Genomic DNA, 25,554 nt, shown 5'->3' on the forward strand with positions numbered 1-25,554 from the left:
CACATGGCCCCCACCCCGGCGGGGGTCATGCCTTACCCAGGGCGCAGATCTGAGAAAACTAGTGGCGCACCCTATGCTGCTGGCGAAAACAGAAGAGCTTGAGGCTGATGTCGGCAAGGTCGGCGGGCAGCTCCTGCGCCGTCTCACAGAGGGGTTGATAGAGGGAGTCCAGCAGCCGCTGGGCTTGTTCCCGGGTGATGATGCCGGCCTGCACGGCCGGTTGTATCCATCTTGGCAGCATCGACATATGAACCCCCTTGCTGACCGGATGACCGCAGCCGAACTGGCCTGACTGCGGGTGGCGCCTGCCGGCTCACATGGGTGCTGGCCGCCAGAGACGCGCGATTGATCCTCTCTGCCAACAGAGCAAGCATAATGCTTGCCGTGATCTGTTATCGGCCGCCAGCCATCCTGGCAACAGTGATTTATCAAGCGGTTGGCGCGCCCTGACTGGCCCTTGTTGACGACGAGGCCCACCTTGTTTGCCACTGCGCCAGCCGGTGGTGGCAACAGATTGGCGCAAAATGGGAAAATAGGCCCACCTGAATCGCAAAATGCCACTCGCAGATCGCTTTTGCTGCCTTCCTTCCGCCTTTGTCGCCAAAGCCCGACACCTTTTTGACGAGGCTCTTTTCGGTGCAGTCAGGGGCTGTCGTGCCCGTACCGGCTTTGCCTTGTGCCTCCTTGCCCTTGTGCCAAGATGAGCGCAAGCAAGAGACGCATCCCGTGATGCATTTGAGGAGAAGAGAAAATGAACAAATCCATGTTGGCAGGAGTCGGGATCGGTGTGGCCTCTGCGCTGGCCTTGTCAGCCGCCGCCAGCGGATCCCTGTTTTCATCGCAGCCTCAGTTCGCCGAAGTGCTGGCCAGCAAAGCGGTGACCGAGACCATCAAGACCCCCCGTCAGGAGTGTCGCAACGTCACCGTGACCCACCGCAAACCGGTGCAGGACGAGCACAAGATCCTGGGTACCGTGGTCGGCGCGGCGCTGGGCGGCGTGCTTGGCAACCAGTTTGGTGGCGGCAACGGCAAGAAGGTGGCGACCGCGGCGGGCGCCATGGCGGGTGGCTATGCCGGCAACCAGGTACAGGGCAACATGCAGGCCGGTGATACCTACACCACCACCGAGCAGCGTTGCAAGACGGTGCAGGAGAGCAGCACCCGCACCCTGGGCTATGACGTCACCTACCGTCTCGCCGGTCAGGAAGGGGTGATCCGCATGAACAAGGCCCCCGGCGCCACCATCCCGGTCAAGGATGGCAAGCTGGTGATCGACGGCCCCCAGAGCGGCAGCTGATCCCGTCAGCGTGTCCCGCTCAGAGGCCCATCCTGGTGATGGGCCTCGCTGTTTTCGGCGCTCCTGGCCGACAACAGCAAGGTGGCTGACAACAGAAAGGGGCCCGCAGGCCCCTTTTTATATTGAGAAGTCATCCTCAGTGGCGACCGAAGGGCCACCAGGACTTGTCGTTGTCCAGAATGTCGACCCGGGTCTCCTGCAGGTTGCCCGGTTGACCACCCTGCAGCGCCGCCAGGCTCACCTTGAACTGCTCGGTGGGCTCGACAAACCAGTCATCGATGATCAGCACCTTGACCGACTTGCTGCCCCCCTCGCCCGCGGCCCAGCTCACCGATTGACCGAACCAGGGCAGGAAATCCAGTCCCCAGCGCGCCGTGACCCCGTCAAGGGCCACCCGGGCCCGGGCCGGCTTGCTCAGATCGCCGCTGCGCACCAGCGGTATCTCGGCAAACCACTGCCCCTCGTTCACCGTCAAGCTGGCGCGCGCCAGCGAAATGGTGGACAGCGCCAGCTTGTCCTTGATGGTCACCAGGGTCTGATGCTGCTCGCCCAGGGTCGCGCCACTCGGGTCAAACAGCTCCAGGGTAAAGGTCTCGTCCCCCTCGCGCAGGGTGTCGCTCTTCACCGGGATGCTGATGGTCTGGCTGTCGCTCTGCCCGGCGGCCCAGTGCAGGGTGCCGGTGAGCGGCGCCACGTCGTTGGCATCGGCGCTGCCGTAGGCAATGCGGTAACTCACGCTCGCCTCCCCATAGGTGCCGTCACGGCGCGCCACGCTCAAGGCCAGGGTGTTGCCCTCCTCCACGTTCGCAGCGGCGCTCTCCAGCTCGATCACCCCAGCGGGCGGCAACGGATACTGGATGGCCACCAGCACGGGATCGTGATCCGAGGCGCTGAAGGGCCCTTCGGATTTCGCCAGCTGGCCGCTGTACTTGCTGCCGTACTCGAAGAAGTTGCTCTCGGCGGAGTTGATGTGCCAATCCTCGATGCCGATCACCTTGGCCGCGAGGCTCGGGTTTGCCAGGGCGTGATCCAGGTTGCCGAGCTCCCCTTCGTAGCTGTAGGAGTAGGTGTCGGTGCCGTGGAAGCGGGTGTTGAGGTTGACAAGGCCATACCCCTTGCCAAGGGCGCTGCCGCTCTCCTCGAAGGGTTGACCCGCCAACGTGGTGAAGGAGGCGCTCATGATCTGGCGCGCCTGAGCGGCCGGATCATAGTCGGTCAGCACCCGGATGGGATCCTCCATGCCGTAGGCGTTCATGTCGCCGATGAGCAGCAGATCCCCGCTCAACCCCTTGAGCTGTTCCCCCAGCACCTTGGCGGCGGAGACCCGCAGCGCGTTGCAGTGGCCCTGGCCGTCCAGCGGATCGGCGGTGGCGTAGTCGGGGTAATCCTCGAAGCAGGCGGAACCCTTGGACTTGAGGTGGTTGACCACCAGGGTCAGCGGCGCATCCCCTTTGGGCGAGCTGAAGCGCTGCACCAGCGACTCGCGCATCCCCTGGTTGATGGTCACCGGCTTGCCGTTGGCATCCACCGCCTCGGCCTGCTGCACCGGTAGCGCGATGAGGCTGGCGGCCCCCTCCGGGGTCACCTTGGCGGGTCGGTAGATAAGCCCCACCGTGATGGCGTCGGTGCCAATCGGCTTGCCATCCGGCGAGGCAATCCAGCGGTAGTGATCCGCCTCGTCCGGCTGGGCGGCGTTGAGGGCCGCCACCAGGTTGGCGATGGCGGAGTTGTCGCCGTAGCCGTTGTTCTCGATCTCCATCAGCCCCACCACATCGGCGTTGAGGCGGGTGATGGCGCTGACGATCTTGGTGCGCTGCAGCTCGAACTCCGCCACCGTCAAGGCGCCCCGGTTGCTGCCGGTGGGGTTGGCATCACCCCCCACCACAGTGGTGAAGAAGTTGAGCACGTTGAAGCTGGCGACCCGCAGATCCCCCGCCTCGGCCAGTTCCGGCGTTTCCACCCGATCCCAGCCACTGTGATCTATCTGGCTGGCGTCGATGCGGTTGCTGGCCACCAGTCGGAACAGGTTGTAGGAGTAGCCAAGCGCCCCCTCCAGCCCGTTGAGCTTGTCGCCGATGCGCAGGTAACCATCCTCGGCGTTGAAGCCGGGGAACCAGGGCAGCACGCCGTCCGGCGCCTTGGCGTCGGTCTCCACCACCAGCTGGTTCTGCTGGTTGCGCAGGGCCCAGTTGCTCGCCTCCTGGCTCATGGCGGCAAATTTCTGGGTCGACTTGATAAGCGGCGCACCATAGGCCAGCACCAGGTTGTTGCGCTTGCCGTCGTAATCGAAGCTGAAGTTGCGGGTCACCACCAGGCTGGAGCCCGGCACCAGCCGTACCTGCATCCCCTCGTGACGCTCCAGCAGCTGGCTCAGGCTCTCGCCCGCCACCGGCAGCAGATCCACCGCGGCCGGGATGGCCCCCAGCGGCCGGGTCACCACCAGCTCGTCGGCGTTGAGCTGGGTCTGGTTGAAATACTCTTTCACCTTGCCCGAGACGCACACCTCGGCGCCCGGCACGATGGCAGCGTTGGCCTTGGTGCTGTAGACGAAGAGGCCGTCGGAGGTGGCCGGATCGCCGTCCCCCTGCTCATCTTGAATAAAGAAGCCCTTGTAGAGGCCGCTCACCACCTGGGTCACCACGCCGCGGGTGGCATAGGCCTGTTCCGATTCGAACTTGCCGGCCGGCACCAGCGGACTGCTGGTGCCTGGGCCCTGAATGGCGGGCACCGGCACCAGGCTGTCCACCGGGCAGACGAAGGCGGGCGGCTGAGTGCCATCGCAGGAGCCATCGCCGCTGCAACCCAGGCCGCTGGCGTCATCTTTCGGGGCAGCTACATATTCCAGCGCCGGATCGAAGGGGGCGGTTGCATCAGTCCGACCCGTGGTGACAGTGGCCTTGCGGCGCAGGGTCATGTCCAGGGTCGAGACGTTGCCCGACACCCAGGCCGTGCCCGGATCTACACCGACCTGGCCGAAGCTGTCCACTATCTCGCTGCCGCGATAGAGCACCAGGGCGTCGTCACCGTTGAACACCAGGTTGCCGCTGGTGCGGTTGGCCTTGGCCAGGATCTCGCTGCTGGCGGAAGGGTTGGCCAGCACCAGGGTGGCGCCCGGGGCCAGCGTGCCTTGCAGCGCCAGGCTGTTGGTGGGTGATTCGCTGATGGGTTTGCCGTTGGCGTAGAGCGCCAACCGGTATTGGGAGAGATCGACGAGGTCGCTGCCGAGGTTGCTTAGCTCCACCGCCTTGTTGTTGCCCGAGCCTTCCAGGTATTCGCTGATGAGCAGCTGTGCCTGTGCCGGTCCCGCCAGCGCCAGCCCGACGGCCAGCGCTACCAGAGAGTGTCTTCCTGACATGCCAGTTTCCTTTTTCTTTTTGATGTTATGTTTTGCGCCCCGCCAAGCGGGCCGCAGCACCTGATTACAACCCTGATTGCGCATCATGGCGGCCTTCGCCGACCATGGCGCCTACTCTGCCCGTTTTCGCGAAGGGTCGCCGCGAGCTGGCTAACAATTACAGAAAAATGTTGCGACCAGGTGACAAAAAAGGAGGCTTTTTTCAGACCCCTTGCCATTATTTTCCGTTATTTCCCGCCCGCCGGTATTTGCTGTCGCCAATAGGCAAAGGCGGCGCACAAGATGGCGACACAAGTTGACATATCACGTAAAAACAGTCGCTTGCCACCCCACCGGCTGCCGCACTCAGCCGATTGCTTATTATTCAGGCGAACAGGTGGGCGACACCGGATGGGCGCCCCCCATTGCCCGCCCGAAATAACGGGATGCGCGCTTGAGCGGCCGAATGAAAATAACCTCCCGGCCTATTTCAGGCGCTGTCATCTCGCTGCCAAACGGCGGCTTGATGAGCAAGACGAGGGGCAACCCCATCACCCCTTGCAGCACTTTTTCACCGCCCGCACCACGTTCTGATAGCCGGTACAGCGGCACAGATTCCCCGACAGGCCGCGGCGGATCTCCGCCTCGCTCAAGGGACGGCGTTCGGTCTTGTCGAGCAGGGCCGCGCTCGCCATCACGAGCCCTGGGGTGCAAAAGCCGCACTGCACCGCCCCCTCGTCGATAAAGGCCTGCTGCACGTCGGAGAGCTCGTTGCCCTGCCGCTCTCCCTCCACGGTACGAATGGATTTGCCATCGACCCAGACCGCCAGATAGAGGCAGCTGTCGATGGCCGTGCCATCCACCCGCACGGTACAGGCGCCGCACTCACCGACACTGCACCCCTCTTTCACGCTGATGAGCCCCTGCCCGCGCAGGAAGTGGAGCAGCGACATGGTGGGCGACACCGCATAGGAATAGGGTTTGCCGTTGATCTCGCACTGGATCGCAACAGTGGGACAGCTTTGCGGTTGCATCATAGGATCTTGCCTCCGGCACGTTCGACGGCGCAGGTGATCACCCGCTGCGCCAGGGTTTTGATAAGGTGCAGGCGAAACTCCTTCTCTGCCCGCCAGGAAGAGCGCGGCGCCACGTCGGCCACCACCGCCTCGGCAATGGCCGCAAGCGTCGCCCGGGTCAGCGGTTGCCCCTCGGCCGCCGCTTCGGCGTGCGGGGTGCGCACCGGCGTCGGGGCCGCCACGCCATAAGCGAGCCGCAGGCGCTTGAAGTGACCATCCTCAATCTGGCAATAGGCGGCGCAGCCGATGGTGGCGATGTCCATGGCACCCCGCATGGCATACTTGAAGTAGTGGGAGCCCGCCTGCGGGTGCGCGTCCGGGGCAAAGTGAAACGCCACCAGGATCTCCGCCGGTTGCAGCGCAACCTTGCCGGGGCCGGTGTGAAAGCCGGCGATGGGGATGCGGCGCGTGCCATCGGGGCCGGCGATTTCCAGTTCTGCTTCCAGTGCGACGGTGGGCGCCGCCGAGTCGGCACTGGTGGCGCCGTTGCAGATGTTGCCGCCATAGGTAGCGACGTTGCGGATCTGCGGGCCGGCGATGGTGGCGGCCGCTTCGGCCAGCATTGGCAGGCGGCGCTGCACCAGTTCGTTTTCGATGAGCTCGGTAAAGGTGGTGCCAGAGCCGATGCGAATAGCGCCGTCGGCCAGCTCACTCACCCCCTTGAGTTCGGGCAAGTCGTGAATATCGACGATATGGCGATAGGCGGCGTTGAGGTGATGGAGCTGGATCATCACATCGGTGCCACCGGCTAAGAGCCGCGCCTCGGGGTCGGCCTGGCGCAGGGCGACTGCCTCGGCCACGCTGTGGGCCTTGTAGTAACGGGCAATATCAAACATGGCGTTGCTCCTCCCCTGCTCCCTCGCCAATCAGACCCGCCGCGACAAACTCCCGAAACAGGGTCTTGGGGGTGATGGGCAGCTCATTGATGGCGACCCCGGTCGCCATGCGAATGGCGTTACGGATCGCCGGGCCCGGCGAGATGATGGGCGGTTCCCCCAGGGATTTGTGGCCATAGACCGACTGGGGCTCGTAGGTCTGCACGAAGTCGCATTCAAGCTCGGGCAAATCCAGCATGGTGGGGAACTTGTAGTCGAGCAGGTTGGGGTTGCGCACCACGCCGGTCTTGGCGTCGATGATCATCTCCTCGAACAGGGACCAGCCGATCCCCATCCCCATGCCGCCGTGCACCTGCCCCTCCGCCAGCTGCGGGTTGAGGATCTTGCCGGCATCGTGCAGGTTGAGGATGCGGTTGATGGTCACCTTGCAGAGATCGATGTCGACACTGAGATCGACAAAGGTGCAACCAAAGCTCGGCGGGTTGGTGGTGGTCTTGTGGGAGACCTCAGAGGTGATCTGGCCGCCGATGGTGAGGTGGTAATAGGCGTTGACCGACACCTCGGCGACGCTGATGAGCACCTTGTCCGGTGCCCCCGCCAATACCACGTAGCCGTCGATCAGGGTGAGCGACCCCACATCCTGATGGCAGAGCTGGGCCGCCAGCGACAGGATTCTGGCCCGCAACTGCAGCGCCGCCTGATGGATGGCGGGGGCCGCCACATAGCTCTGGCGCGAGGCGAACGAGCCCGGGTCGTAGGCGGTGATGTCGGTATCCTGAGTCGAGATGACCCGGATCTGCTCAAACGGAATGCCCAAGGTCTGGGCCGCCATCTGGGCAAAAACGGTATCCGATCCCTGCCCTATCTCGGTGGCGCCTATCTGCAGATTGACGGTGCCATCCTGATTGAGCAGCATGCGGGCGCCGGCAATTTCGACCCCCACCGGGTAGGTGTTGGAACCGTAACTGAAACAGGCCACCCCGATGCCACGCCGCACCCGACTCGCCGGATCCTGCGCCAGACAGTCGGCCTTGAGCCGTTCCCACTGGAACTGCTCGCCGCCCCGGCGCAGGCACTCGGGCAAGCCGGCGCTGTAGATGGTCTTCTGGTTGACCTGATTGACGTCCCCCTCGCGCGCCACGTTGGCGATGCGCACTTCTAGCGGATCCAGACCCAGCTCGGCGCAGGCATCGTCCAGCATGCATTCGAGGGCAAACACCACCTGGGGCGCGCCATAGCCGCGCATGGCACCGGCGGTGGGCAAATTGCTGTAGAAGGTCTTGGCGTCGTAGCCAAAGGCACTGCGCGGATAGAGGTAGCTTATCTTGTTGGCGCCGGCGCTGGCGATGGAATGGCCGTGGGAGGCATAGCCGCCGGTGTTGGAGAGCACGTCCAGCTGATACCCCTTGAGCACGCCATCCCGGCTGATGCCGAGGGTGCCATCGATGGCAAAGCCGTGGCGGGTGCGGGATGCAAAGAAGCACTCCTCCCGGCTCAGGGTGACCTTGACCGGCACGCCGCCGAGCTGGTAGCTCAGAAACGCCGCCATCGGCTCTTCCAGCACATCCTGCTTGTTGCCAAAACCGCCGCCCATATAGGGTTTGATCACCCGCACGCTCGACCAGGGCAGACCGAGAGATTTGGCCACCCGGCTACGCACAATCTGGGGGATCTGGGTGCTGGTGACGACGATGATGTGGTCCGGCTGATCCATGTAGGCGTAGCAGGTCACCGTCTCCAGATGACAGTGCTGCACCACCGGCGTCTGGTAGTGCCCCTTGAACTGCAAGTCGGCGCCGGCGATGGCCTGCTCCGGCTCTCCCGCCCGGATCTGGCTCTGGCGCAGCAGGTTGCCGGTCGGGTGGATGGGACAGGCCCCCTCGGCCAGGGCGCTGGCCGCATCCGTCATCACCGGCAGCGGCTCGTAGGTCACCTTGACCAGGGCGGCGGCCTTCTCGGCCACCAGGGGATCGCGCGCCACCACGATGGCGACGCCATCGCCAAAGTGGCGCACATGGTCGGTGAGCAGGCGCCGGTCTTTCACGTCCCGCTTGGTCTCATCGAGGGACCAGGCGTGACCGGCGGTGCGAAAGCAGGTGGTGGGCACATCCTCGTGGGTGAACACGGCTTCGACCCCGTGCAGGGCCAGCGCCTCGCTGGCATCGATGGTGAGCACCTTGCCGTGGGCGATATGGCTTCGCACGTATTTGGCGTGGCGCATGCCGAGCATGATGTTGTCATCGGTATAACGGGCACTGCCGGTCACCTTGGCCTCGGCATCCACCCGCTTGAGCGGTAATCCTATGGACATATGCAAGTCCTTTGTCAGGCAGAAAAAATCAGAACCGGTATAAAAAACAGCAAGATATGCGCCCGTTTCCGGCACGTCGGGCCAACCGGGGGGCAAAGGCGGCGAGCAAAGGGAAGAAGTGTGAAGAAGATCCCATCCGGCGCCCATCAGGCGCTCCGTCATGGCCGTGGCCAGCCCCGCAGCAGCAGCCCATGGAGGACTCGGCGGCGCCATTGCCGGGCGGTGTTATCAATCTGGTAAGCCCCGTTATCAAAATGGTATGAGTGCGGTTTGAAGGGCGGGGCCGGCCAAGAGAGGCTGGCCCCGCGATAAAGAAGGACGCGATGCGGACTAGATGGCCCAGCCGCCAGCGTAGAAGAGCACCAGCGCCAGGGCGATGATAACGGTGCCGACGTTAAGCTTGCGCCACTCCTTCGAGCAGATGCGGCCTATCACCAGGGCGCTGAAGCCCAGCATGATGCCGGTGACGATGTTGCAGGTGAGCACGATGAAGACCGCGCACAGCAGGCCGGACATGGCCCCGACGAAGTCATCGAAGTCGAGTCTGGCGACGTTGCTCAGCATCAACAGCCCCACGTACATCAGCGCCGGTGCGGTGGCGTAGGCCGGCACCAGGTAGGAGAGCGGTGAGAGGAACAGCATCAACAGGAACAAGACCCCCACCACAGTAGCGGTAAGGCCGGTCTTGCCCCCTGCCGCCGTGCCCGCCGCCGATTCGATGTAGACGGCGGCAGGCGCAGCCCCCACCAGACCGGAAAAGATGCTACTGATGGAGTCGGCGCTGAGCGCCTTGCCGCTGTTGATGATGTGACCATCCTTGTCCAGCAGGTTGGCCTGCCCCGCCACGGCGCGAATGGTGCCGGTAGCATCAAACACCGCCGTCATCACCAGCGCCAGCACGCTTGGCAGCACCAGCGGCGAGAGCGCCCCCATGATATCCAGGCTGAAGATGAGGGACTTGCCCTGCTCGTCGGCGAGGCTCGGCATGGCGAACAGCCCCTGATACTTGACCGCCGGATCGAAGATGAGGCCGAAAATGGAGATGGCGATGATCACCAGCAGGATCCCGCCCGGCACCTTGAGCTTCTCCAACCCGACGATGACTGCCAGCCCGATGAGGGACATGATGACCGGCATGGAGGTAAAGGCCCCCAGCGCCACCGGCAGCCCCTCCAGCGGGTTCTTGATCACCAGCCCCACCCCGTTGGCGGCGATCAGCAGCAGGAAGAGCCCGATGCCGATGCCGGTGCCGTGGGCGATCCCCATCGGCAGGTTGTCGAGGATCCAGCTGCGCACCCCGGTCACCGAGATGGCGGTAAACAGTACCCCCATCAGAAAGACGGCGCCGAGCGCCACAGGGATGGAGATCTGCTGCCCCAGCACCAGGCTGAAGGCGGTAAAGGCGGTGAGCGAGATGGCGCAGCCGATGGCCATCGGCAGCTTGGCCCAGAGCCCCATCAGCAGCGAACCAAAGCCCGCCACCAGACAGGTGGCCACGAACACGGCGCCGGGGGGAAAACCCGCCTTGCCGAGCATGCTGGGCACCACGATCACCGAATAGACCATGGCCAGAAAGGTGGTGAGCCCCGCCAGCACCTCCTGGCGCACATTGCTGCCCCGCTCGCTGATCATGAAGTAGCGATCGAGCGCGCCGCCGGCGGGCTGTCCCGCCGCCGCCCCCTTGTCCGCAACTGCCCCGTCCATCTCGTTTATCCTGTTTGTCTGGCTCATGGCCGACTCCTTCCTGCATCCCTGAATGTGTCGTGACGAAATGGCGGTCGGTGCCGTGGATCTCTGCTGCCACGGTCGCCGGCATCATGGGGTTGGCAGGCAAGGCAAACGTTTGACTTGCCATCTAAAAAAACCGGGCCATTTCACCTGCTGTGGCGGGGCAAGCGCCCCGCCTGTCGTGCGGCGCAGACGCCACGCTAGCCCCTGCTGCCGTGTTCCCGGGGCGAGCATGCCCGCCCCGCTCCTTTGAAAACGGATCAACCCCGCTCGTGCACCAGTTGACCATCCACGTAGGTGCGGTAGATGGATCTGTCATCCCCCAGGGTCAGCAGCACGAACAGCTTGTCGCGCAAGGTGGTGGAGTTGTCGTAGCGCAGCTGCTGCAGCGGGGTGGCGACCGGGTCGAGCACCACGAAGTCCGCCTCCTTGCCTACCGCAAAGCTGCCGATCTGCTCGTCCAGCCCGAGCGCATGGGCACCGCCCAGGGTGGCTAGGTAGAAAGCCTGATAGGCCGAGAGGCGCTCGCCCTGCAACTGCATCACCTTGTAGGCCTCGTTGAGGGTCTGCAGCATGTTGAAGGTGGTGCCGGCACCGATGTCGGTGCCCATCCCCACCTTCACCTGCTTGTGCCACGCCTTGTGCAGCTTGAAGAGACCGCTGCCCAGATACAGATTCGAGGTGGGACAAAACGCGATGGTGGAGCCGGTCTCTTTCAGGCAATCCCACTCCTGCTCTTCCAAATGGACGCAGTGGGCAAACACGCAGTGGTGGCCGGTGAGGCCGTGCTGGTGATAGACGTCGAGATAGCCCTGATGCTCTGGGAAGAGGGATTTTACCCAGGCTATCTCGTCCTTGTTCTCGCACAGGTGGGTGTGCAGGTAGGTGGTCGGGTGCTCTTCGCGCAGTCGTCTCGCCATCGCCAGCTGCGCCGGGGTCGAGGTGGGGGCAAAGCGCGGCGTGATGGCGTAGAGCAAGCGACCGTTGCCGTGCCAGCGCTCGATGAGCGCCTTGCTCTGTTCATAACTGCTCTCGGCAGTATCCAGCAGATAATCTGGCGCGTTGCGATCCATCATCACCTTGCCCGCGATCATTCGCATGTTGATGCGGCTGGCCGCCTCGAACAGGGCATCCACCGACTCGGGGTGGACGGTGCCAAACACCAGCGCCGTGGTGGTGCCGTTTCGCAGCAGTTGCTTGATGAAGAAGGTGGACATCTCGCGGGCGTACTCGAGATCGTTGTAGCGCCGCTCGGCCGGGAAGGTATGGCGGTTGAGCCACTCCAGCAGCTGCTCGCCATAGGCCCCCACCATCTCGCTTTGCGGGTAGTGGATGTGGGTGTCGACAAAGCCCGGCACTATCATCTTGCCGCGATAATCCCGCACCCGCACCTGGGCCGGAATGCGATCCTTCCCCTCCTCCCACTGGCCGAACCAGTCGATGCAGCCGTTGCGAATGATCAGCAGGCCGTCTTCGATGAGGCGGGCATTGGGCTCTATCTCCTCGGGCTGGCTCACCACCCGGGTGATGTCAAAGAAGCTGCCACGCACCGCCTTGACGGAGTTGTCGTTTTTCATCTCTCAATTCCCTCTTGTTGTTCGTTAGCCGCGATCCACTTGCGGGGCGCGCACCTGGGCCTCGTCTGTCGCCAGTCCCTGTTGGCGGGCAGTGGCCGACGGAGCGGACCGGGTGGCAAAACGGGTGTCGGGCTTGTCGCTCAGCTGGATCAGCTCCACCGCCTCGGCGGCATTGGCGGCCGCCTTGCGTCTGCGGCTCTGGGGCAGTACCTGGTTCATGATGATGGCGGTGATGCCGCCAGCGCAGATGGGGTTCTCAACCAGCATGTAGATCCCCGCCGGCAGCACCTTGAACACGTTCGGGTCGTAGGAGACCCCGAGCCCCAGCCCGAGCGAGGTGGCGACGATCAGGGTCTCGCGCCGATCGAAGCCGTGACTGATGATGATGCGCCCGCCGGCGATGGCGATCATGGAGAACATGATGACCATGGCGCCCCCCATCACAGGTGACGGTATGGTGGTAAAGAAGCGCCCTACCACCGGGAAGAGGCCGAGCAGCACCAGGATGACGGCGATGAACTTGCCCACGTGGCGCGAGGCCACCCCGGTCATCTGGATGACGCCGTTGTTCTGGGCGAAGGTGGTGAGCGGCAGGGAGCCGAGCGCCGAGGCGATCACCGATACCAGGCCGTCCGCCAGCACGCCGCCGGAGAGCCGTTTTTGAAACTCGGGGCCCTGGATCTGCCGGTGGGAGACCATGGCGGTGGCGGTGATGTCCCCCACCGCCTCCAGCACGCTCAACAGATAGATGGTGCCGGCCAGCACGAAGGCGTGCAGATCGAAGGAAAAACCGTACTTGAACGGGATCGGCACAGTGATGAGCGGCAGGTTCTCAAGGGCAGAGAAATCCACCATGCCGAGCATCAGGGCTACCGCATAGCCCACCAGCAGGCCGATGGCGATACCGCTCATGCGAAGCAAGGGGCTCTTGCTGCAGTTGAAGGCGACGATGACGCAGAGCACCAGCAGCCCCAGGCCGATGTTCTCGTATTTGCCGAAGGTGCCGCTGCTCATGGCAGAGAAGCCGCCGCCAAAGTCGATGATCCCCACCTTGATGAGGCTCAGGCCAATCATCAGCACCACCACCCCGCTCACGGTGGGGGTGATCACCCGCTTGAGATAGGGCAGCACGAAGGAGGAGCCCATCACCAGGAAGGCCCCGACGAAGGAGACCCCGAGCAGGGTCGAGACGATCAGCTCCTCGTGTAGGCCATCTTTTTTCATGGCGCTGCCCAGCGCGATCATCACGGTGACGAAGGAGAAGTTGACCGACTGGATGGAGAGCAGCCCCGAGCCGATGGGGCCGTAACGGTTCACCTGCAGCCAGGTGCCGATGCCGGAGGCGATCATCGCCATGGAGACCAGGTAAGCGGTGGTCTCGGTGGAGAGGCCAAGGGCCCCGCCCACGATGAGGGCCGGCGTCACCATGGGCACGAAGATGGCCAGCAGGTGGGTCACGGCCCCCATCAGGGTTTGATAAAAGGGAGGTTTGTCTTCGAGCGCGTAAATCAGGTCCGAGTGCTTGCGTGTTGTTTTAGACATCTTGATTGTCCCATCACACAGAATATGGGCGGAGTACTCATTCCGCTGTCAGGTGCTGGGGGCGAGCCTGCGCCCGCCCCTCACCTTTTCTTTTGTTATGCCGACGCTTGTTACTCCAGCTTGCACAGTTCGCGCAGGATCTGCTCCGGCGTGAAGTGCCACTTGCGCAGCCAGACACCGCAGGCGTCGTGGATGGCGGTGGCGATGGCAGGTGCGGCGCCGTTGACCCCGATCTCCGAGATGGACTTGGCGCCGTAAGGGCCGACCTTGTCATCACTCGGTACCAGGAAGGCCCGAAAATCGCGCGGAATGTCGCCAATCTTGGGCGCGCCATAGCTCTTCAGATCCCGGGTGAGCGGAATACCCATGCCGTCGTAGCAGATCTCCTCGGTCATGGTGTGGCCGATGGCCCGCATGGTCGCCCCGTAGATCTGGCCGAGCGCCAGCTCCGGGTTGATGGGGGTGCCGCAGTCGAGCAGGGCGTAGAACTTGTCGAGCCGGATCTCGCCGGTTCTGACGTTGACCGCCACCTCGGCGAAGTTGGCGCCGTACGGGAAGGCGAGCTCAGAGGTGATGTAGCTGGCAGTGCCCACCAGAATGCCGAAGCCGGTACCGGTCTCGGCCTTGTGGGCCAGCTTGGCGAGGCTCACCTCCCCCAGCTTGCCGCGCACCAGGCCCGGGAACGCCAGCTCAACATCGGCTACCGGCTCGCCCAGCATGGCGGCACCGTGAAACAGGATCTTCTCCTTGAGGTTCTCGGCCGCCTTCTTGGCCGCGTTGCCGGAGAAGCAGGTACCGGACGAGGCGTAGGCCCCCTTGTCGAACAGGGCGTGGTCGGTGTCACCCGAGATGACGTGCACATCCCCGAGCGGGCAGTGCAGCACCTCGGCGGTCAGCTTGGCCACCACGGTATCGAGGCCGGTGCCGATATCGGCGCCACCGGAGTGGACGATAAAGGTGCCGTCCGATTCCAGCTTGACCATGCAGTTGGCCTGATCGATATCCGGGATCCCCGATTTTTGCATGATGATGGCGACGCCACGACCGATGCGCCAATCCCCGTCGGCGGCTTTGGGGCTGTCCCACGCGATAAGTTCGCGACCCTGTTTGAGGATGGGTTCGAGGGCGCAGCTGGCCGCATGGGGCACAGAAGTGGGCATCTTGCCCTCGCCGATGGCCCCCAGCACCTTGAGGATGTCCCCCTCGTGCACCCGGTTGTGCTCCACCATGTCGAGCTGATCGATGCCGAGTTTCTCGGCAAGTTCCGCAATGGCCATGGTCAGCGCGAAGTTGCCCTTGGGTGCGCCGTAACCCTGATAGGCCCCGGTCGGGCAGATGTTGCTGTAGTAGGTGTTGACGGTAAAGCGCACGTTCTCGCACGGATAGAGCGGCAGGGAGAGCGCCGGGCCGTTGCTTGGCACCGTCAATGAGTGGTTGCCGTAAGGGCCTGTGTTGGCGCGAAAATCCATCTCGATGGCGGTGATGGTGCCATCTTTCTTGGCCCCCACTTTCACCTTCACCTTGGCCACGTGGCGGGAGGTGTTGCTGATGAACTCCTCTTCACGGGTGTAGCGGAAGGTGACGGGACGGCCGGTCACCCTGGTCGCCCAGGCGCACACCTCTTCCAGCAGGATATCCTGCTTGGAGCCAAAGCCGCCCCCTACCCGCTCCTTGATCACGTGCACCTGGTGCTGCTTCATGCCGACGATGCGCGCCACCTGACGGCGCACGTGCCAGGGCACCTGAGTGGAGGCGTGAATGACCAGACGCTCCCCATCCATGTAGGTGAAGCAGATGTGCGGCTCGGTCGGGCACTGCTGGGCCTGGGTCGACTCGTAGGTGCGCTCGACAATCTCGTCCGCCTCGGCAAAGCCCTTGGCCACATCGCCAATCTGGCCATGGACGCTGGCGGCTAGGTTCTCGTGGGGACGGGAGCCGATGGGGAAGTTGATGATCATGTGCTCGTCGCCGCGGCGCACCGAGCAGGCGTTCTGCTGTTCGAGATCCGCTGGCGCACCGGCCATGTAGACGATGGGCTCGTCATGCACCAGGGGTGCATTGGGGGCCATCGCCTCGTCGATGTTCATGACTGCGGGCAGCACCTGATACTCGACCTCGATGAGTTTGAGCGCCGCCAATGCGATGGCTTCGCTCTCGGCCACCACGGCGGCAACACGATCACCCACGTGGCGCAGCTTGCGGCCAAACATGCGGCGATCGAGCGGTGACGGCTCGGGGGCACTCTGGCCACCCGGGGTGTAGTAGACATCCGGGCAGTTGAGGTGGGTGATGACGTGCACCACTCCCGCCATGGCTTCGGCGCGGCTCACGTCGAGTTTGGTGATCACCGCATGGGGATGGGGACTGCGCAGCATCTTGATGATCAGCGCATCCTCGCTGACCCTGTCCTCCACGTAGCAGGGCTTGGCCTGCACCATCTTGGCGGCGTCCACTTTCGGGCAGCTCTTGCCGATGTGGCGCAGATCGTCACGAAACTCGGGGGCAATCTGGCACAGGTAATCGGGATCCTTGAGGCGCGAGCTGGCAAGCTCGATGGCCTGATAGAACTGCTGGTAGCCGCCATCGCGGTGAAACAGACCCGAGAGCGCGTCGTCGATTTGATCACGGCTGGGGCTGGGGTGGCGATCAAGCAGGTCGGTGACGATGAGCGCCGCAGCCGGATCATTGTAGCCGGACTGCACCACGCCCACATCTACCATCGCCTGCTGCACCAGACTGAGCTGGTTCCAGCTGCCGAGCGACTCGGCGGTGCGCACCTCTGATCCATCCAGTTGGGCGGCGATCAGCAGGGAGGCGTTGATCACCTTGTCGTTGAACAGGATGGCGTCGGAGCCGGCAAAGCCAAAGCCGTCGTCGCTGTTGCGCACCGAGTGCATCCGGCACTGGTTGAACAGCACCCGCTGGGCATTCTCGCCAGCCGGGGCGATGACGGTGCGCAGGGCACCGTTCAGGGTAAAGTTGAGTTCCATCATGCCTGTACCTCCTGCTGCTGGCACTCCACCAGCAGATCCGCCACCACCACGCCGCTGATATAGCGCTTGTAGGCCACGCTGCCACCGAGATCCGCGCGCGGCGCAATCAGCGCGCTCACCGCCGCCTCCAGCGCCGCATCCCGCAGCTCATGACGCTCCACATCCCGCAGGCGCATCGGCTGCGGTGTGACGCCCGCCAGGGCGACCCGCATCTCGCCAAGGGCGTCGAGGGCCACGGCGGCCGTCATCACCGCCAGGCCATCGGCGTTGCGGCTGATGCGGCGAGTGGCGCAGCGCAGCTCGGGCTCCGGCAGCACCACCCCCAGCACCAGCTCCTTGCGCTGGCCGGCCAGGTAGGCATCTATGGGTTGCAGCTGGTTGTTCTCCAGCACCACCACGGCTTCGAGCACCAGCAGCACCGGCAGCAGCGGGGAGCCCTGCTGCTGGCAGGCAATTTCGCCGCCGAGGGTGGCCTGATTGCGCACATGGCGGGAGTAGACAAACCCCAGCGCCTCGCACAGGGCGGCCGGGGTACGGGGGTCATCTTTGAGGGCTTGCAGGGTAACGGTGGCACCGATGTGGAGTTGACCATGCTGCTGCTCAATCTGGCCAAGTCCGAGCCTGTCCAGCGAGATGGCGACCTTCTTGTCGGTGCGGGTCGGCGCGGCGTTGAGCTTGCTGCCGCCCCCCATGTAGACGGCGTCGTTGCCAAAGCGGGCCTTGAGTTCCAAAGCCTGACCCAGTTGCTCGGGTCGGAAGAATTGCTCAATCATGTGTCGTCCTTACTCTTGCAGCCCGCCGCCGGGCAAATCCACAGGGCGGGCAATCCAGTCCAAACGTGCGGAGGGCGGCCTCAGGCCAGCGCGTCCATGCGTTGCCACAGGCGGCTCGCCACCTTGCTGGCCTGCTGATAAATGGGCTCGACGTCAAAGGCGAACTCGCGATCCTGATAGACCATGCGCCCCTCCACCATCACGCTGTTGACCGAAGATGAGCCCATGCCGAAGGCGAGATGGCCACCAAGGTTGCGCGGGGCCAGCGGGGTCGGTGCTGCGTAGTCGCAGATGGTGAGGTCGGCCTTGTAACCTGGCTCCAGTCGGCCAAATTTGGCGCCGAAGTTGCGCTCCAGCAGGCGGTTGCCGTTCCAGAGGAAGCGGGCAAAGCTGTCGGGCCAGAGCGCTCCGCCGGCATCCTTGTGTTTGAAGTAGGCAAACTTGAGCTCTTCAAGCATGTCGGAGCCGATACCATCGGTGCCAAGTGCCAGATTGCGATACTCCGGCAGGTGCATGTTGTAGCCCACGTGGTTGTTCATGTTGGAGCGGGCGTTGTGCACCAGGAAGGCATCGCGGCTGTTGAGCAGCTCGATGTCGGCCGGGCTCAGGTAGATGCCGTGGGCGATCAGGGTCTTGCTGTCGACAAGGCCATACTCGTCCAGCCGGGCGATGGGCTCCTTGCCATGGTGGTGGTGGCCGTGGGCCATGTCGTAGCGGTCTTCCGCCACATGGATATGCAGACCGCGGCCGGTCACCTGCACCGCTTCGCGCAGCATGGCGAGCCCTTCGTCGGGCACGGTGAAGGGGGCGTGGGCACCGATATGGGCCTCCACCAGATAGGGTTCGCTCCCCTTAGCCTTGGCGGCATCAATGGCTTGCGCGAACAATATGTTCTCCTCCACCCCGGCCTGCAGTTCGGCGAGGCCACCGTTGCGATCCGTGGTCTCGAAGCAGGTCATGCCGCGCAGACCCGCCTCCACAAACCCTTTACGCAGCACATTCAGAGAGCCCTTGATGAAGTTGGGCGAGGCGTGGTGGTCGATTACCGCGCTGCAGCCGCTCTTGATCGCTTCCAGCGAGCAGATGAGGCCGCTGTAGTAGAGGGACTCCTCATCGAGCGCCCGATCGAGCCGCCACCAGAGGTTTTTCAGGGTGGAGATAAAGTCCGGGCAGGGGGCGATATTGGCCATAATCCCCCGCGACAGGCCGGAGTAGAAGTGGTTGTGGGCACAGACGATGCCTGGCATCACCAGCTTGCCGCCCATCTCCCGATAGTTGGCCTGCGGGTAGAGGGCCCGCAGATTGGGCCCCACCGCTTTGATAAGCGATCCTTCGATGGCGATATCCACCCCCTCCAGCACCCGGGTCGGCTCCAGCTGGACGGCGGTGACGTTCTTCAGAATAAACATGGTTGGCTCCTTCGCTTATTCGTTGTTCGCTCAGGCCTCGACGGCCCCCAGCAGGTAGTGGTGATGGGCATGGACATGGCTGATGATCCGGCACATGTCGCTAAGGACCGCTGGCGCATCCTTGATCCGGCTCTGGGCATCTATGGTCAGGCGATAGGTCTCGCCATCCTGACGCACCCGCAGTTCGCCACCGTCAGCCAGATAGAAACCGGGGTTGCGGCTGTTGTCGAAGTCCTCGGGCAGGCTGAAGATGGTGACCTTGTCCTGATAGGGCTTGCCCTGCCACGGGCAGAACTGGGCGCAGTTGCCGCACTCGTTGCAGTAGGCATCCAGGTGCAATGTCTGGAACTGATCCTTGAAGCCCGGCACCGCGATGGCGACGTTGGCCCGGTTGGGACAGACATCCACGCACTTGCTGCAGAGGTAGTTGCACTCGAGGCAGCGGTGCGCCTCCTGCGCCACGAAGGCATCGCGTTCGCTCTTGTCAACCAGGGTGACGGCGATGTTTCCCTTGCGGCGGTAGATCTCGTCCTTGCCCGACGGCTGGGTGGTCACGTCATGCTGCTGGCTGGCGATATGCTCACGGGCCAGCACCAGATCCGCGGCGCGGCGGGCACCGCCGATGGCACCGACGATGGAGGACGGGCCGCTCTGCACGTCACCGATGAGGAAGACGTTGCGACGGCTGGTTTCGCCGGTCTGGCCATCCACCTCGGGCCAGCCATCGCTGCCAAGAGGAATGCCCATGGCTTTGAGCACCTCGCAGTCAGGCTGCTCGCCGATGGCGGTGATCAGGGCATCCATCTGCATCACTTCGGTCTGCTCGGTGGGCACCGGACGGCGGCGGCCCTGCTCGTCAGGATCCCCCAGCGCCATCATCCGCACAACAAGCTTGCCATCTTTGTCAAAGCGCTCCGGATTGGTGAGGAAGCAAAAACGCACCCCATCCTCTACCGCTTCCAGATACTCCTCGCGATAGGCGGGCATCTCTTTCTCGCTGCGACGGTAGATCACGGTCACATCGCTGACACCGGGCACCTTGAGGGCGGCGCGGGCGCAGTCCATGGCGGTGTTGCCGGCACCAACCACAGCCACATGGCGGCCCAGCGGCAGCGGCTTGCCCTGATTGAAGCTGCGCAGGAAGTGGAAGGATTTGTAAATCCGTTCGTGCCCCCCCTCAAGGCGCATGCCGCCATTCTTGTCGGCACCGATGCCGACGAAGACATAGGTAAAGCCCTGGGCGTGCAGCTTGTCGACGGTGAGCGCCGGATCGCAACCGAACTCGAACTTGACCCCGTGAGCGGCGACAAAGTCGATATCGTGCGCGATAAGCTCGGCCGGGATGCGGAACTCGGGGATGATGTGCTTGACCACGCCACCGGCATCGGCTTCGCGCTCGAACAGGGTGACCGGATGACCGGCACGGGCCAGGAAGTAACCGGCGGAGAGACCGGCCGGGCCGGCGCCAATCACCGCCACCGGGTGCTTGTCACCGCTGCCTGCCGGTTTGTGCCAGCGCGCCTTGTACCCTTCCCAGCCCAACTCGAGGGCCACCTTTTTCAGCTCGCGGATATTGAGCGGGCTGTCGTAATCGAGACGGGTGCAGTTGTACTGGCACTGGTGATCGCAGATATGGCCGGTGATGGCGGGCAAGGCGTTGCGCTGATAAATCAGCTCAAGGGCAGCGACATATTCCCCCTCGCCCATCAGGCGAATGTACTCGGGGATATCCTGATGCACGGCGCAGGCGGTGACACAGGGCGCCACGTAGCAGTCAGTCAGCGGCAGACCACCGCCGACCTCGATGCGATCGTCGGACTTCCACTCCTTCTGGGTGTAATCCATGGTGAGCGCCTTGGCGGCCAGGGCCTCCAGCTTCTCGACATCCACCTGACTCATGCCCCAGCTGCCCGACGCGTCGATCTCGTTGAGGCACTCGATCTGGCGCAGGTAGCCACCCGGTTTGAGCAGGTCGGTGGCCATGGTGATGGGACGAATGCCAGTCTCGAAGATATCACTGATGTTGAACTTGCTGGCACCGCCCGAGTAGGAGATGGGCAGCTTGCCATCAAAGGCGCGGGACAGCACGGCCGCCACGTTGATGGAGAGCGGGAACAGCGCCCGGCCGGACATATACATCTCATCCCCCGGCAGCGCCCCCTTGCGGTTGATGGTACCGAGGGTGTTGGTGAGCTTGACCCCGAAGGTGAGCCCCTTCTCGGCCCCCAGCGCCATCAATCGGGTCAGCATGGCCTTGGCCTGATCCAGCTTGAGGTCGTGATCGAACGACGCTTCGCTCAGCCCGATGTAATCAAAGCCGCAGGTATCGAGGATCTCGCGCACCCGCGGGTAGCCCAACAGGGTCGGGTTCAGTTTGACGAAGGTGTTGAGTCCCTTCTCTTCCAGCATGTAGCGGCAGATGGCCTCGATTTCGTTGGGCGGACAGCCGTGCATGGTGGAGAGGGTGACACCGTGCACCAGCTCGGCCGGAATGCGCTCCACCAGCTGTTGCAGGCGAGCCCGCCGCGCCCCCAGCCCCAGCTCGGCGATAAACTGCTCGTCGGCCACGAGGTCTCGCACCACCTGCTGGTACTCGGCAAATTTCGGATTGCTGCCGGCATCCATCAGGCTGTGAATGAACTGCTGCATCGGCGGCTGTTTGATGCCATCGAGGTTGTAACCCACGCTCATGTTGAAGATGAAGGACTTGGCCTCCCCGTCGAGACGGGGGTCGAACACCTCCTCCAGCAGGTAGAGGGCAAACCAGGCCTTCAGGTACTCGTCGAACGCCTTGGGCAGGGTGAACTCGGTGGACCACTCGGTGTTGAAGCATTCGTCTTCGGCATCGATGCAGGGTTTTTCCAGTTCGAGACGGTCCAGGATCTGCACCGTCTTGAGCTCGATAAAGCGCCCGCCGGTCAGCCAGGAGGTGACGATGTTCTGGGCCAGCTGGGTATGGGGGCCGGCTGCCGGGCCGATGGGGGTCTCGCAGGTTTCACCGAACACCTTGATCTTGCGCTCGTCCTGCTTGCGATAGAATTGCGCGGCGGGAATGCCGAAGATGGATTGACTCGCTTTATATTCCGAGAAGATACGGACCAGAAGGTTCTTGAAGGGAACGGGTCGCATAATATCGCCCATGTTGATCTCCTTGCAGCGGCACTGCTCATTGACAGGGTGAATAAATGGGGCCCATCCATAACCACGCATAAAAAGCCCCTTGAAACTGACTAGAGCAACAATCAGGCCAGCGCCGGATCTTTTTATTTTTCAGCCATAAAAACGTGAGGCACCTCCAATTAATAAAACATCGAAAGCCGATACCAGTTTCGACAATGAGAGTGGCTATCAACACCGAATTTAAATAATGGAAACGCCTCTCTCGTTGCTGAAAATGATCTCACTTTGGCGTGGCGCGCTATCAGTTTGATAAAGAGCGAGGCCGCCGCCATTATCAGGCAGGCCAGGATGATAATGGCCGCGGTCGGCCCCTGATAACGGGTTAGACAAGGGGATAAATATGCAAAGCAAGGCCCGGCAAGCCTCTGCCAGTCGACCAGTTCAGCGCTCGAATGATTCGCTTGCCAGCAGTGCCTGATAGCGCTCCGGGGTGTCCACATCCTGCAGGATGGCGGCGCTCTGCACCTCGATGAATCGATGGGGGTGCGCCAGCAGCCAGCGGCGCACAGAACCCTGTGCCGGTGCCGCCGCCAGCGCTGTGGCAAGGGCTCTGGGCAACAGCACGGGGTGGCCCGCTTCCCCCTGATAGGAGGGAAAGAGGGTCTCGTCCCCCCGCGCCTGCCAGAGCGTGCGGTACACCTCGGGGGGGATGCAGGGCAGATCGCCGTGGCTTATGAAGAGGTGTTCGCTGCTACAGGCGGCGAGCCCCGCGCGGATGGAGCTGCCAAGCCCCTGTGCATAATCATGGTTGTGTACCAGCCGGATACGGGGGTGATTGGCGTAGCGACTGATCAGCTCATCGGCGCGATGCCCCACCACCAGAATGACCCGGTCACACAGCACCAGGGCATTTTTGAGACTCTCATCAAGAATCGTGCTCTGGCGATACGGTAGCATCAATTTCCACGCGCCCATTCGTGATGAGAGCCCGGCCGCCGTAATTAGGCAGTCGCACCGCTCACGCGAATGCCAGTGCTTCTCACTGACCGCGCCTCTATTTTCATCGGTCGTCGCCATGGCTATTTCATCACCCATTCTGCTCACCTCGCCAAATATCGAGAGTGTATTAAACCCGCTCACCGAAAATATTGATGGGCGTACCACTTTAATTAGTCTTTGCGGCGCCGGGGGGAAAACCAGCACCCTCTTCTGGCTGGCCGACTATTTCCATCAACAGGGCAACAAGGTGCTGCTCACCACCAGCACCCGGATGTTTCTGCCCGCCTCCTCCTCTCGGCGCACCCTGCTGATCGAGGCCGACCCCATCCGGCAGCTGACCCGCTGCCAGGCCCTGCCCGATGAGCCGATGCAGCTGGTGCTGTTCAGCCACCTCGATCGGGCCAGCGGCAAGGCGGTGGGGCCGAGCCCTCAGCAGATCGATCTGCTCAAGGGGCAGCAACGCTTCGACATCATCCTGGTGGAGGCGGACGGCGCCCATCACAAGTTATTGAAAGCGCCCGCTTTGCACGAACCTTGCATTCCTCAGCACAGTGACTGGGTGATCGCCCTGGTGGGCGGCGCCATGGTGGGCGCCAGCGCCGACCCGGCGCAGATCCACCGCTGGGCCGAGTTCCAGGCCCGGTGCGGGATTGCGGCCGGTGAACGGCTCGACTGGGCCCTGTTTGATCGGCTCATCGCCCACCCCGAGGGGGCGTTCAAGGGCACCCCGCCCGGGGCGCGCCGAGTCTGGTTTATCAATGGCGATTATCAAAATGAGCAGCAGTGGCTGCCCGCCCTGATAAACCTGCTGCAACGCCACCCCGAGCTCCACGCCATCTGGCAGGGGGCCGTGCGTGAACCCGGCGCCATTCACCATGTTTGCTGTCGGCCTGCCCCCGAAGCCGCGCAGTCGCTGACCCGTTAAGGATGATACGAGGTACCTTATGAATCTGCTTGCACACGCTGCCCGACTGGAGCAGGAGAACACCCCCTTTGCCATGGCCCAGATCATCGAGAGTCGCGGATCCACCCCGCGCCATCAGGCCCAGATGCTGGTGATGGCTGATGGCCGGATCCTCGGTACCATCGGCGGCGGCATGATAGAGCGGCTGGTGATCGAAGAAGCCGTGGCGGCCATTGCCGAGCGCAAGCCGCGCATCTTCCACGGCCGGATGGCCCGCAACGGTGAGCATGCGGTGGGCTCGGATTGTGGCGGCGCCATGTCGGTCTATATCGACGTCTACGGCCTGCGCCCCCGTCTGGTATTGATCGGCGCCGGCCACGTCAACCGGGCGCTGGCCCATGCCGCAGCGCCGCTCGGCTTTGATATCCATGTAGGGGACTGCTTCGAGGGGAGCCTCAGCCCAGATCGCTTCCCGGCCGGTACCCACCTGCAGCAGGCCGACACCATCAGCGCGGTGATCGAGCAGCTTGCCATCGAGCCCGCCAACTTCGTCATCATCGCCACCAACCACCAGGACAAGGAGGCGCTGGAGCGGCTCATCAGCCGTCCCCTCGCCTACCTGGGGTTGCTCGCCAGCAAGCGCAAGGTGCAGACCTTCACCCAGGCCCTGCGCCAGCAAGGGGTGAGTCAGGAGCAACTGCAGCGGCTGCACGCCCCCATCGGCTACAACATAGGTGCCGAAACCCCGGAGGAGATCGCCATCAGCATCCTCGCCGAGCTGTTGCAGGTTAAAAACGGTAAATCGGGTGGCCTGATGCAGGATGACGTGCGCCTCAAGCGGGATCAGCTGGTGGTGATGCGCGGCTCCGGCGATATCGCCACCGGGGTGGCGCTGCGTCTCCACCATGCCGGCTTCAAGGTGGTGATGCTGGATCTCGACAAGCCCACGGTGATCCGCCGCACCGTCGCCTTCGCCCAGGGGATGTTCAACGGTGAAACCAGCGTCGAAGGGGTGCGAGCCAAGCGGGTCGAGAGCGTCGAGCAGGCGTTCGAGCAGCTGGATCTGGGCGTCATTCCGCTGCTGGTTGACCCCGACTGCGCGACCCTCGCCGAACTCAAGCCCCGCTATCTGGTGGATGCCATCTTGGCCAAGCAGAATCTCGGCACCCACAGGGAGATGGCCCCCATCACGGTGGCCCTTGGCCCGGGCTTTGAGGCGGGTCGCGACTGCGATGCGGTGATCGAGACCAACCGCGGCCACCATCTGGGCCGGGTCATCTATCAGGGCCCTGCCCAGCCCAATACCGGCATTCCCGGGGTGATCGAGGGGCACTCCGCCCGCCGGGTGGTGCGCGCCCCCGTCGCCGGGGTGATGAAGAGCCTGATCAAGCTCGGCGATCTGGTGCAGGAGGGGGATGTGATCGCCCACGTGGGGGACGCCCCCATCATTGCGCCGCTCTCGGGCATGGTGCGGGGGCTGCTCAGCGATGGCATCGAGGTGACCGTCGGCTTCAAGATCGGTGATATCGACCCCAGGGGCGAGCGGGCCGATCCTACTACCGTCTCTGACAAGGCGCGAGCGATCGGTGGCGCCGTGCTGGAGGCCATGATGCATCTGGCCCAGCGCAGATAGGCCAGCACAGAAGCAAAAAAGG

The 25,554-nt window shown here is 63.5% G+C and carries 16 protein-coding genes; 3 read left to right on the forward strand and 13 right to left on the reverse strand.

The features are described from left to right. Positions 1-58: 58 nt before the first annotated feature. Complete coding sequence (locus R2E40_RS11755; protein WP_017764436.1) at positions 59-247, reverse strand: hypothetical protein; 189 nt, start codon at positions 245-247, stop codon at positions 59-61. A 504-nt stretch (positions 248-751) separates the two neighbouring features. Between R2E40_RS11755 and R2E40_RS11760 the strand changes: the two genes are divergently transcribed. Beyond that, positions 752-1,297 carry a glycine zipper 2TM domain-containing protein gene (locus R2E40_RS11760; protein WP_318163417.1) on the forward strand — a complete coding sequence of 182 codons (546 nt, stop codon included), beginning with the start codon at positions 752-754 and terminating at the stop codon, positions 1,295-1,297. A gap of 136 nt (positions 1,298-1,433) precedes the next feature. Here R2E40_RS11760 and R2E40_RS11765 read toward each other — a convergent pair whose 3' ends face one another. The 12 genes from R2E40_RS11765 to mocA all read right to left on the reverse strand — a co-directional run bounded on the left by R2E40_RS11765 (position 1,434) and on the right by mocA (position 23,091). Further along, a complete protein-coding gene (locus tag R2E40_RS11765) occupies positions 1,434-4,652 on the reverse strand; it encodes an ExeM/NucH family extracellular endonuclease (RefSeq protein ID WP_318163418.1) in 3,219 nt (1,072 codons plus the stop codon). A 530-nt stretch (positions 4,653-5,182) separates the two neighbouring features. Beyond that, positions 5,183-5,668: a xanthine dehydrogenase iron sulfur-binding subunit XdhC gene (gene xdhC / locus R2E40_RS11770; protein ID WP_042067384.1), complete on the reverse strand. Its 486-nt coding sequence runs from the start codon at positions 5,666-5,668 to the stop codon at positions 5,183-5,185. Next, positions 5,665-6,543 (reverse strand): xanthine dehydrogenase FAD-binding subunit XdhB, encoded by an 879-nt coding sequence (xdhB, locus tag R2E40_RS11775; protein WP_042067385.1) that lies wholly within the window; start codon positions 6,541-6,543, stop codon positions 5,665-5,667. Before xdhB ends, xdhC begins: the two co-directional genes overlap by 4 nt. Then, positions 6,536-8,854, reverse strand: coding sequence for a xanthine dehydrogenase molybdenum-binding subunit XdhA (gene xdhA, locus R2E40_RS11780; protein WP_042067386.1), 2,319 nt, complete (start codon positions 8,852-8,854; stop codon positions 6,536-6,538). The genes xdhB and xdhA overlap by 8 nt, the downstream gene beginning before the upstream one ends. A 330-nt stretch (positions 8,855-9,184) precedes the next feature. After that, complete coding sequence (locus R2E40_RS11785; RefSeq protein WP_044800039.1) at positions 9,185-10,558, reverse strand: NCS2 family permease; 1,374 nt, start codon at positions 10,556-10,558, stop codon at positions 9,185-9,187. Between the two features lie 284 nt (positions 10,559-10,842). Beyond that, positions 10,843-12,159 carry a guanine deaminase gene (gene guaD, locus R2E40_RS11790; protein ID WP_318163419.1) on the reverse strand — a complete coding sequence of 439 codons (1,317 nt, stop codon included), beginning with the start codon at positions 12,157-12,159 and terminating at the stop codon, positions 10,843-10,845. 24 nt (positions 12,160-12,183) lie between these two features. After that, the gene (locus R2E40_RS11795; protein ID WP_042067390.1) at positions 12,184-13,701 is read right to left on the reverse strand and encodes a nucleobase:cation symporter-2 family protein; all 1,518 of its coding nucleotides are present in this window, start codon (positions 13,699-13,701) and stop codon (positions 12,184-12,186) included. Positions 13,702-13,811: 110 nt separating this feature from the next. After that, a complete protein-coding gene (locus tag R2E40_RS11800) occupies positions 13,812-16,694 on the reverse strand; it encodes a molybdopterin-dependent oxidoreductase Mo/Fe-S-binding subunit (RefSeq protein ID WP_318163420.1) in 2,883 nt (960 codons plus the stop codon). Beyond that, positions 16,691-17,467, reverse strand: coding sequence for a molybdopterin-dependent oxidoreductase FAD-binding subunit (gene ygfM, locus R2E40_RS11805; RefSeq protein ID WP_042067391.1), 777 nt, complete (start codon positions 17,465-17,467; stop codon positions 16,691-16,693). The genes R2E40_RS11800 and ygfM overlap by 4 nt, the downstream gene beginning before the upstream one ends. 80 nt (positions 17,468-17,547) lie before the next feature. Continuing rightward, positions 17,548-18,876, reverse strand: coding sequence for a putative aminohydrolase SsnA (gene ssnA / locus R2E40_RS11810; protein ID WP_042067392.1), 1,329 nt, complete (start codon positions 18,874-18,876; stop codon positions 17,548-17,550). A gap of 30 nt (positions 18,877-18,906) precedes the next feature. After that, the gene (gene ygfK, locus R2E40_RS11815) at positions 18,907-22,017 is read right to left on the reverse strand and encodes a putative selenate reductase subunit YgfK (RefSeq protein WP_318163421.1); all 3,111 of its coding nucleotides are present in this window, start codon (positions 22,015-22,017) and stop codon (positions 18,907-18,909) included. 420 nt (positions 22,018-22,437) lie between these two features. Further along, positions 22,438-23,091, reverse strand: a complete 654-nt coding sequence (gene mocA, locus R2E40_RS11820) for a molybdenum cofactor cytidylyltransferase (RefSeq protein ID WP_080769235.1) — start codon at positions 23,089-23,091, stop codon at positions 22,438-22,440. On the opposite strand from mocA, the gene yqeC reads away from it, so the two are divergent. Together yqeC and yqeB are read left to right on the forward strand one after the other, a co-directional pair. Beyond that, positions 23,072-23,920: a selenium cofactor biosynthesis protein YqeC gene (yqeC, locus tag R2E40_RS11825; RefSeq protein ID WP_042067395.1), complete on the forward strand. Its 849-nt coding sequence runs from the start codon at positions 23,072-23,074 to the stop codon at positions 23,918-23,920. The genes mocA and yqeC overlap by 20 nt on opposite strands. A 19-nt stretch (positions 23,921-23,939) precedes the next feature. After that, entirely contained in the window at positions 23,940-25,532 is a 1,593-nt protein-coding gene (gene yqeB / locus R2E40_RS11830) for a selenium-dependent molybdenum cofactor biosynthesis protein YqeB (protein ID WP_318163422.1), read from the forward strand. Positions 25,533-25,554: the final 22 nt, after the last annotated feature.

This window comes from Aeromonas sp. CD (assembly GCF_033349375.1).
Lineage (GTDB): Bacteria > Pseudomonadota > Gammaproteobacteria > Enterobacterales > Aeromonadaceae > Aeromonas > Aeromonas hydrophila.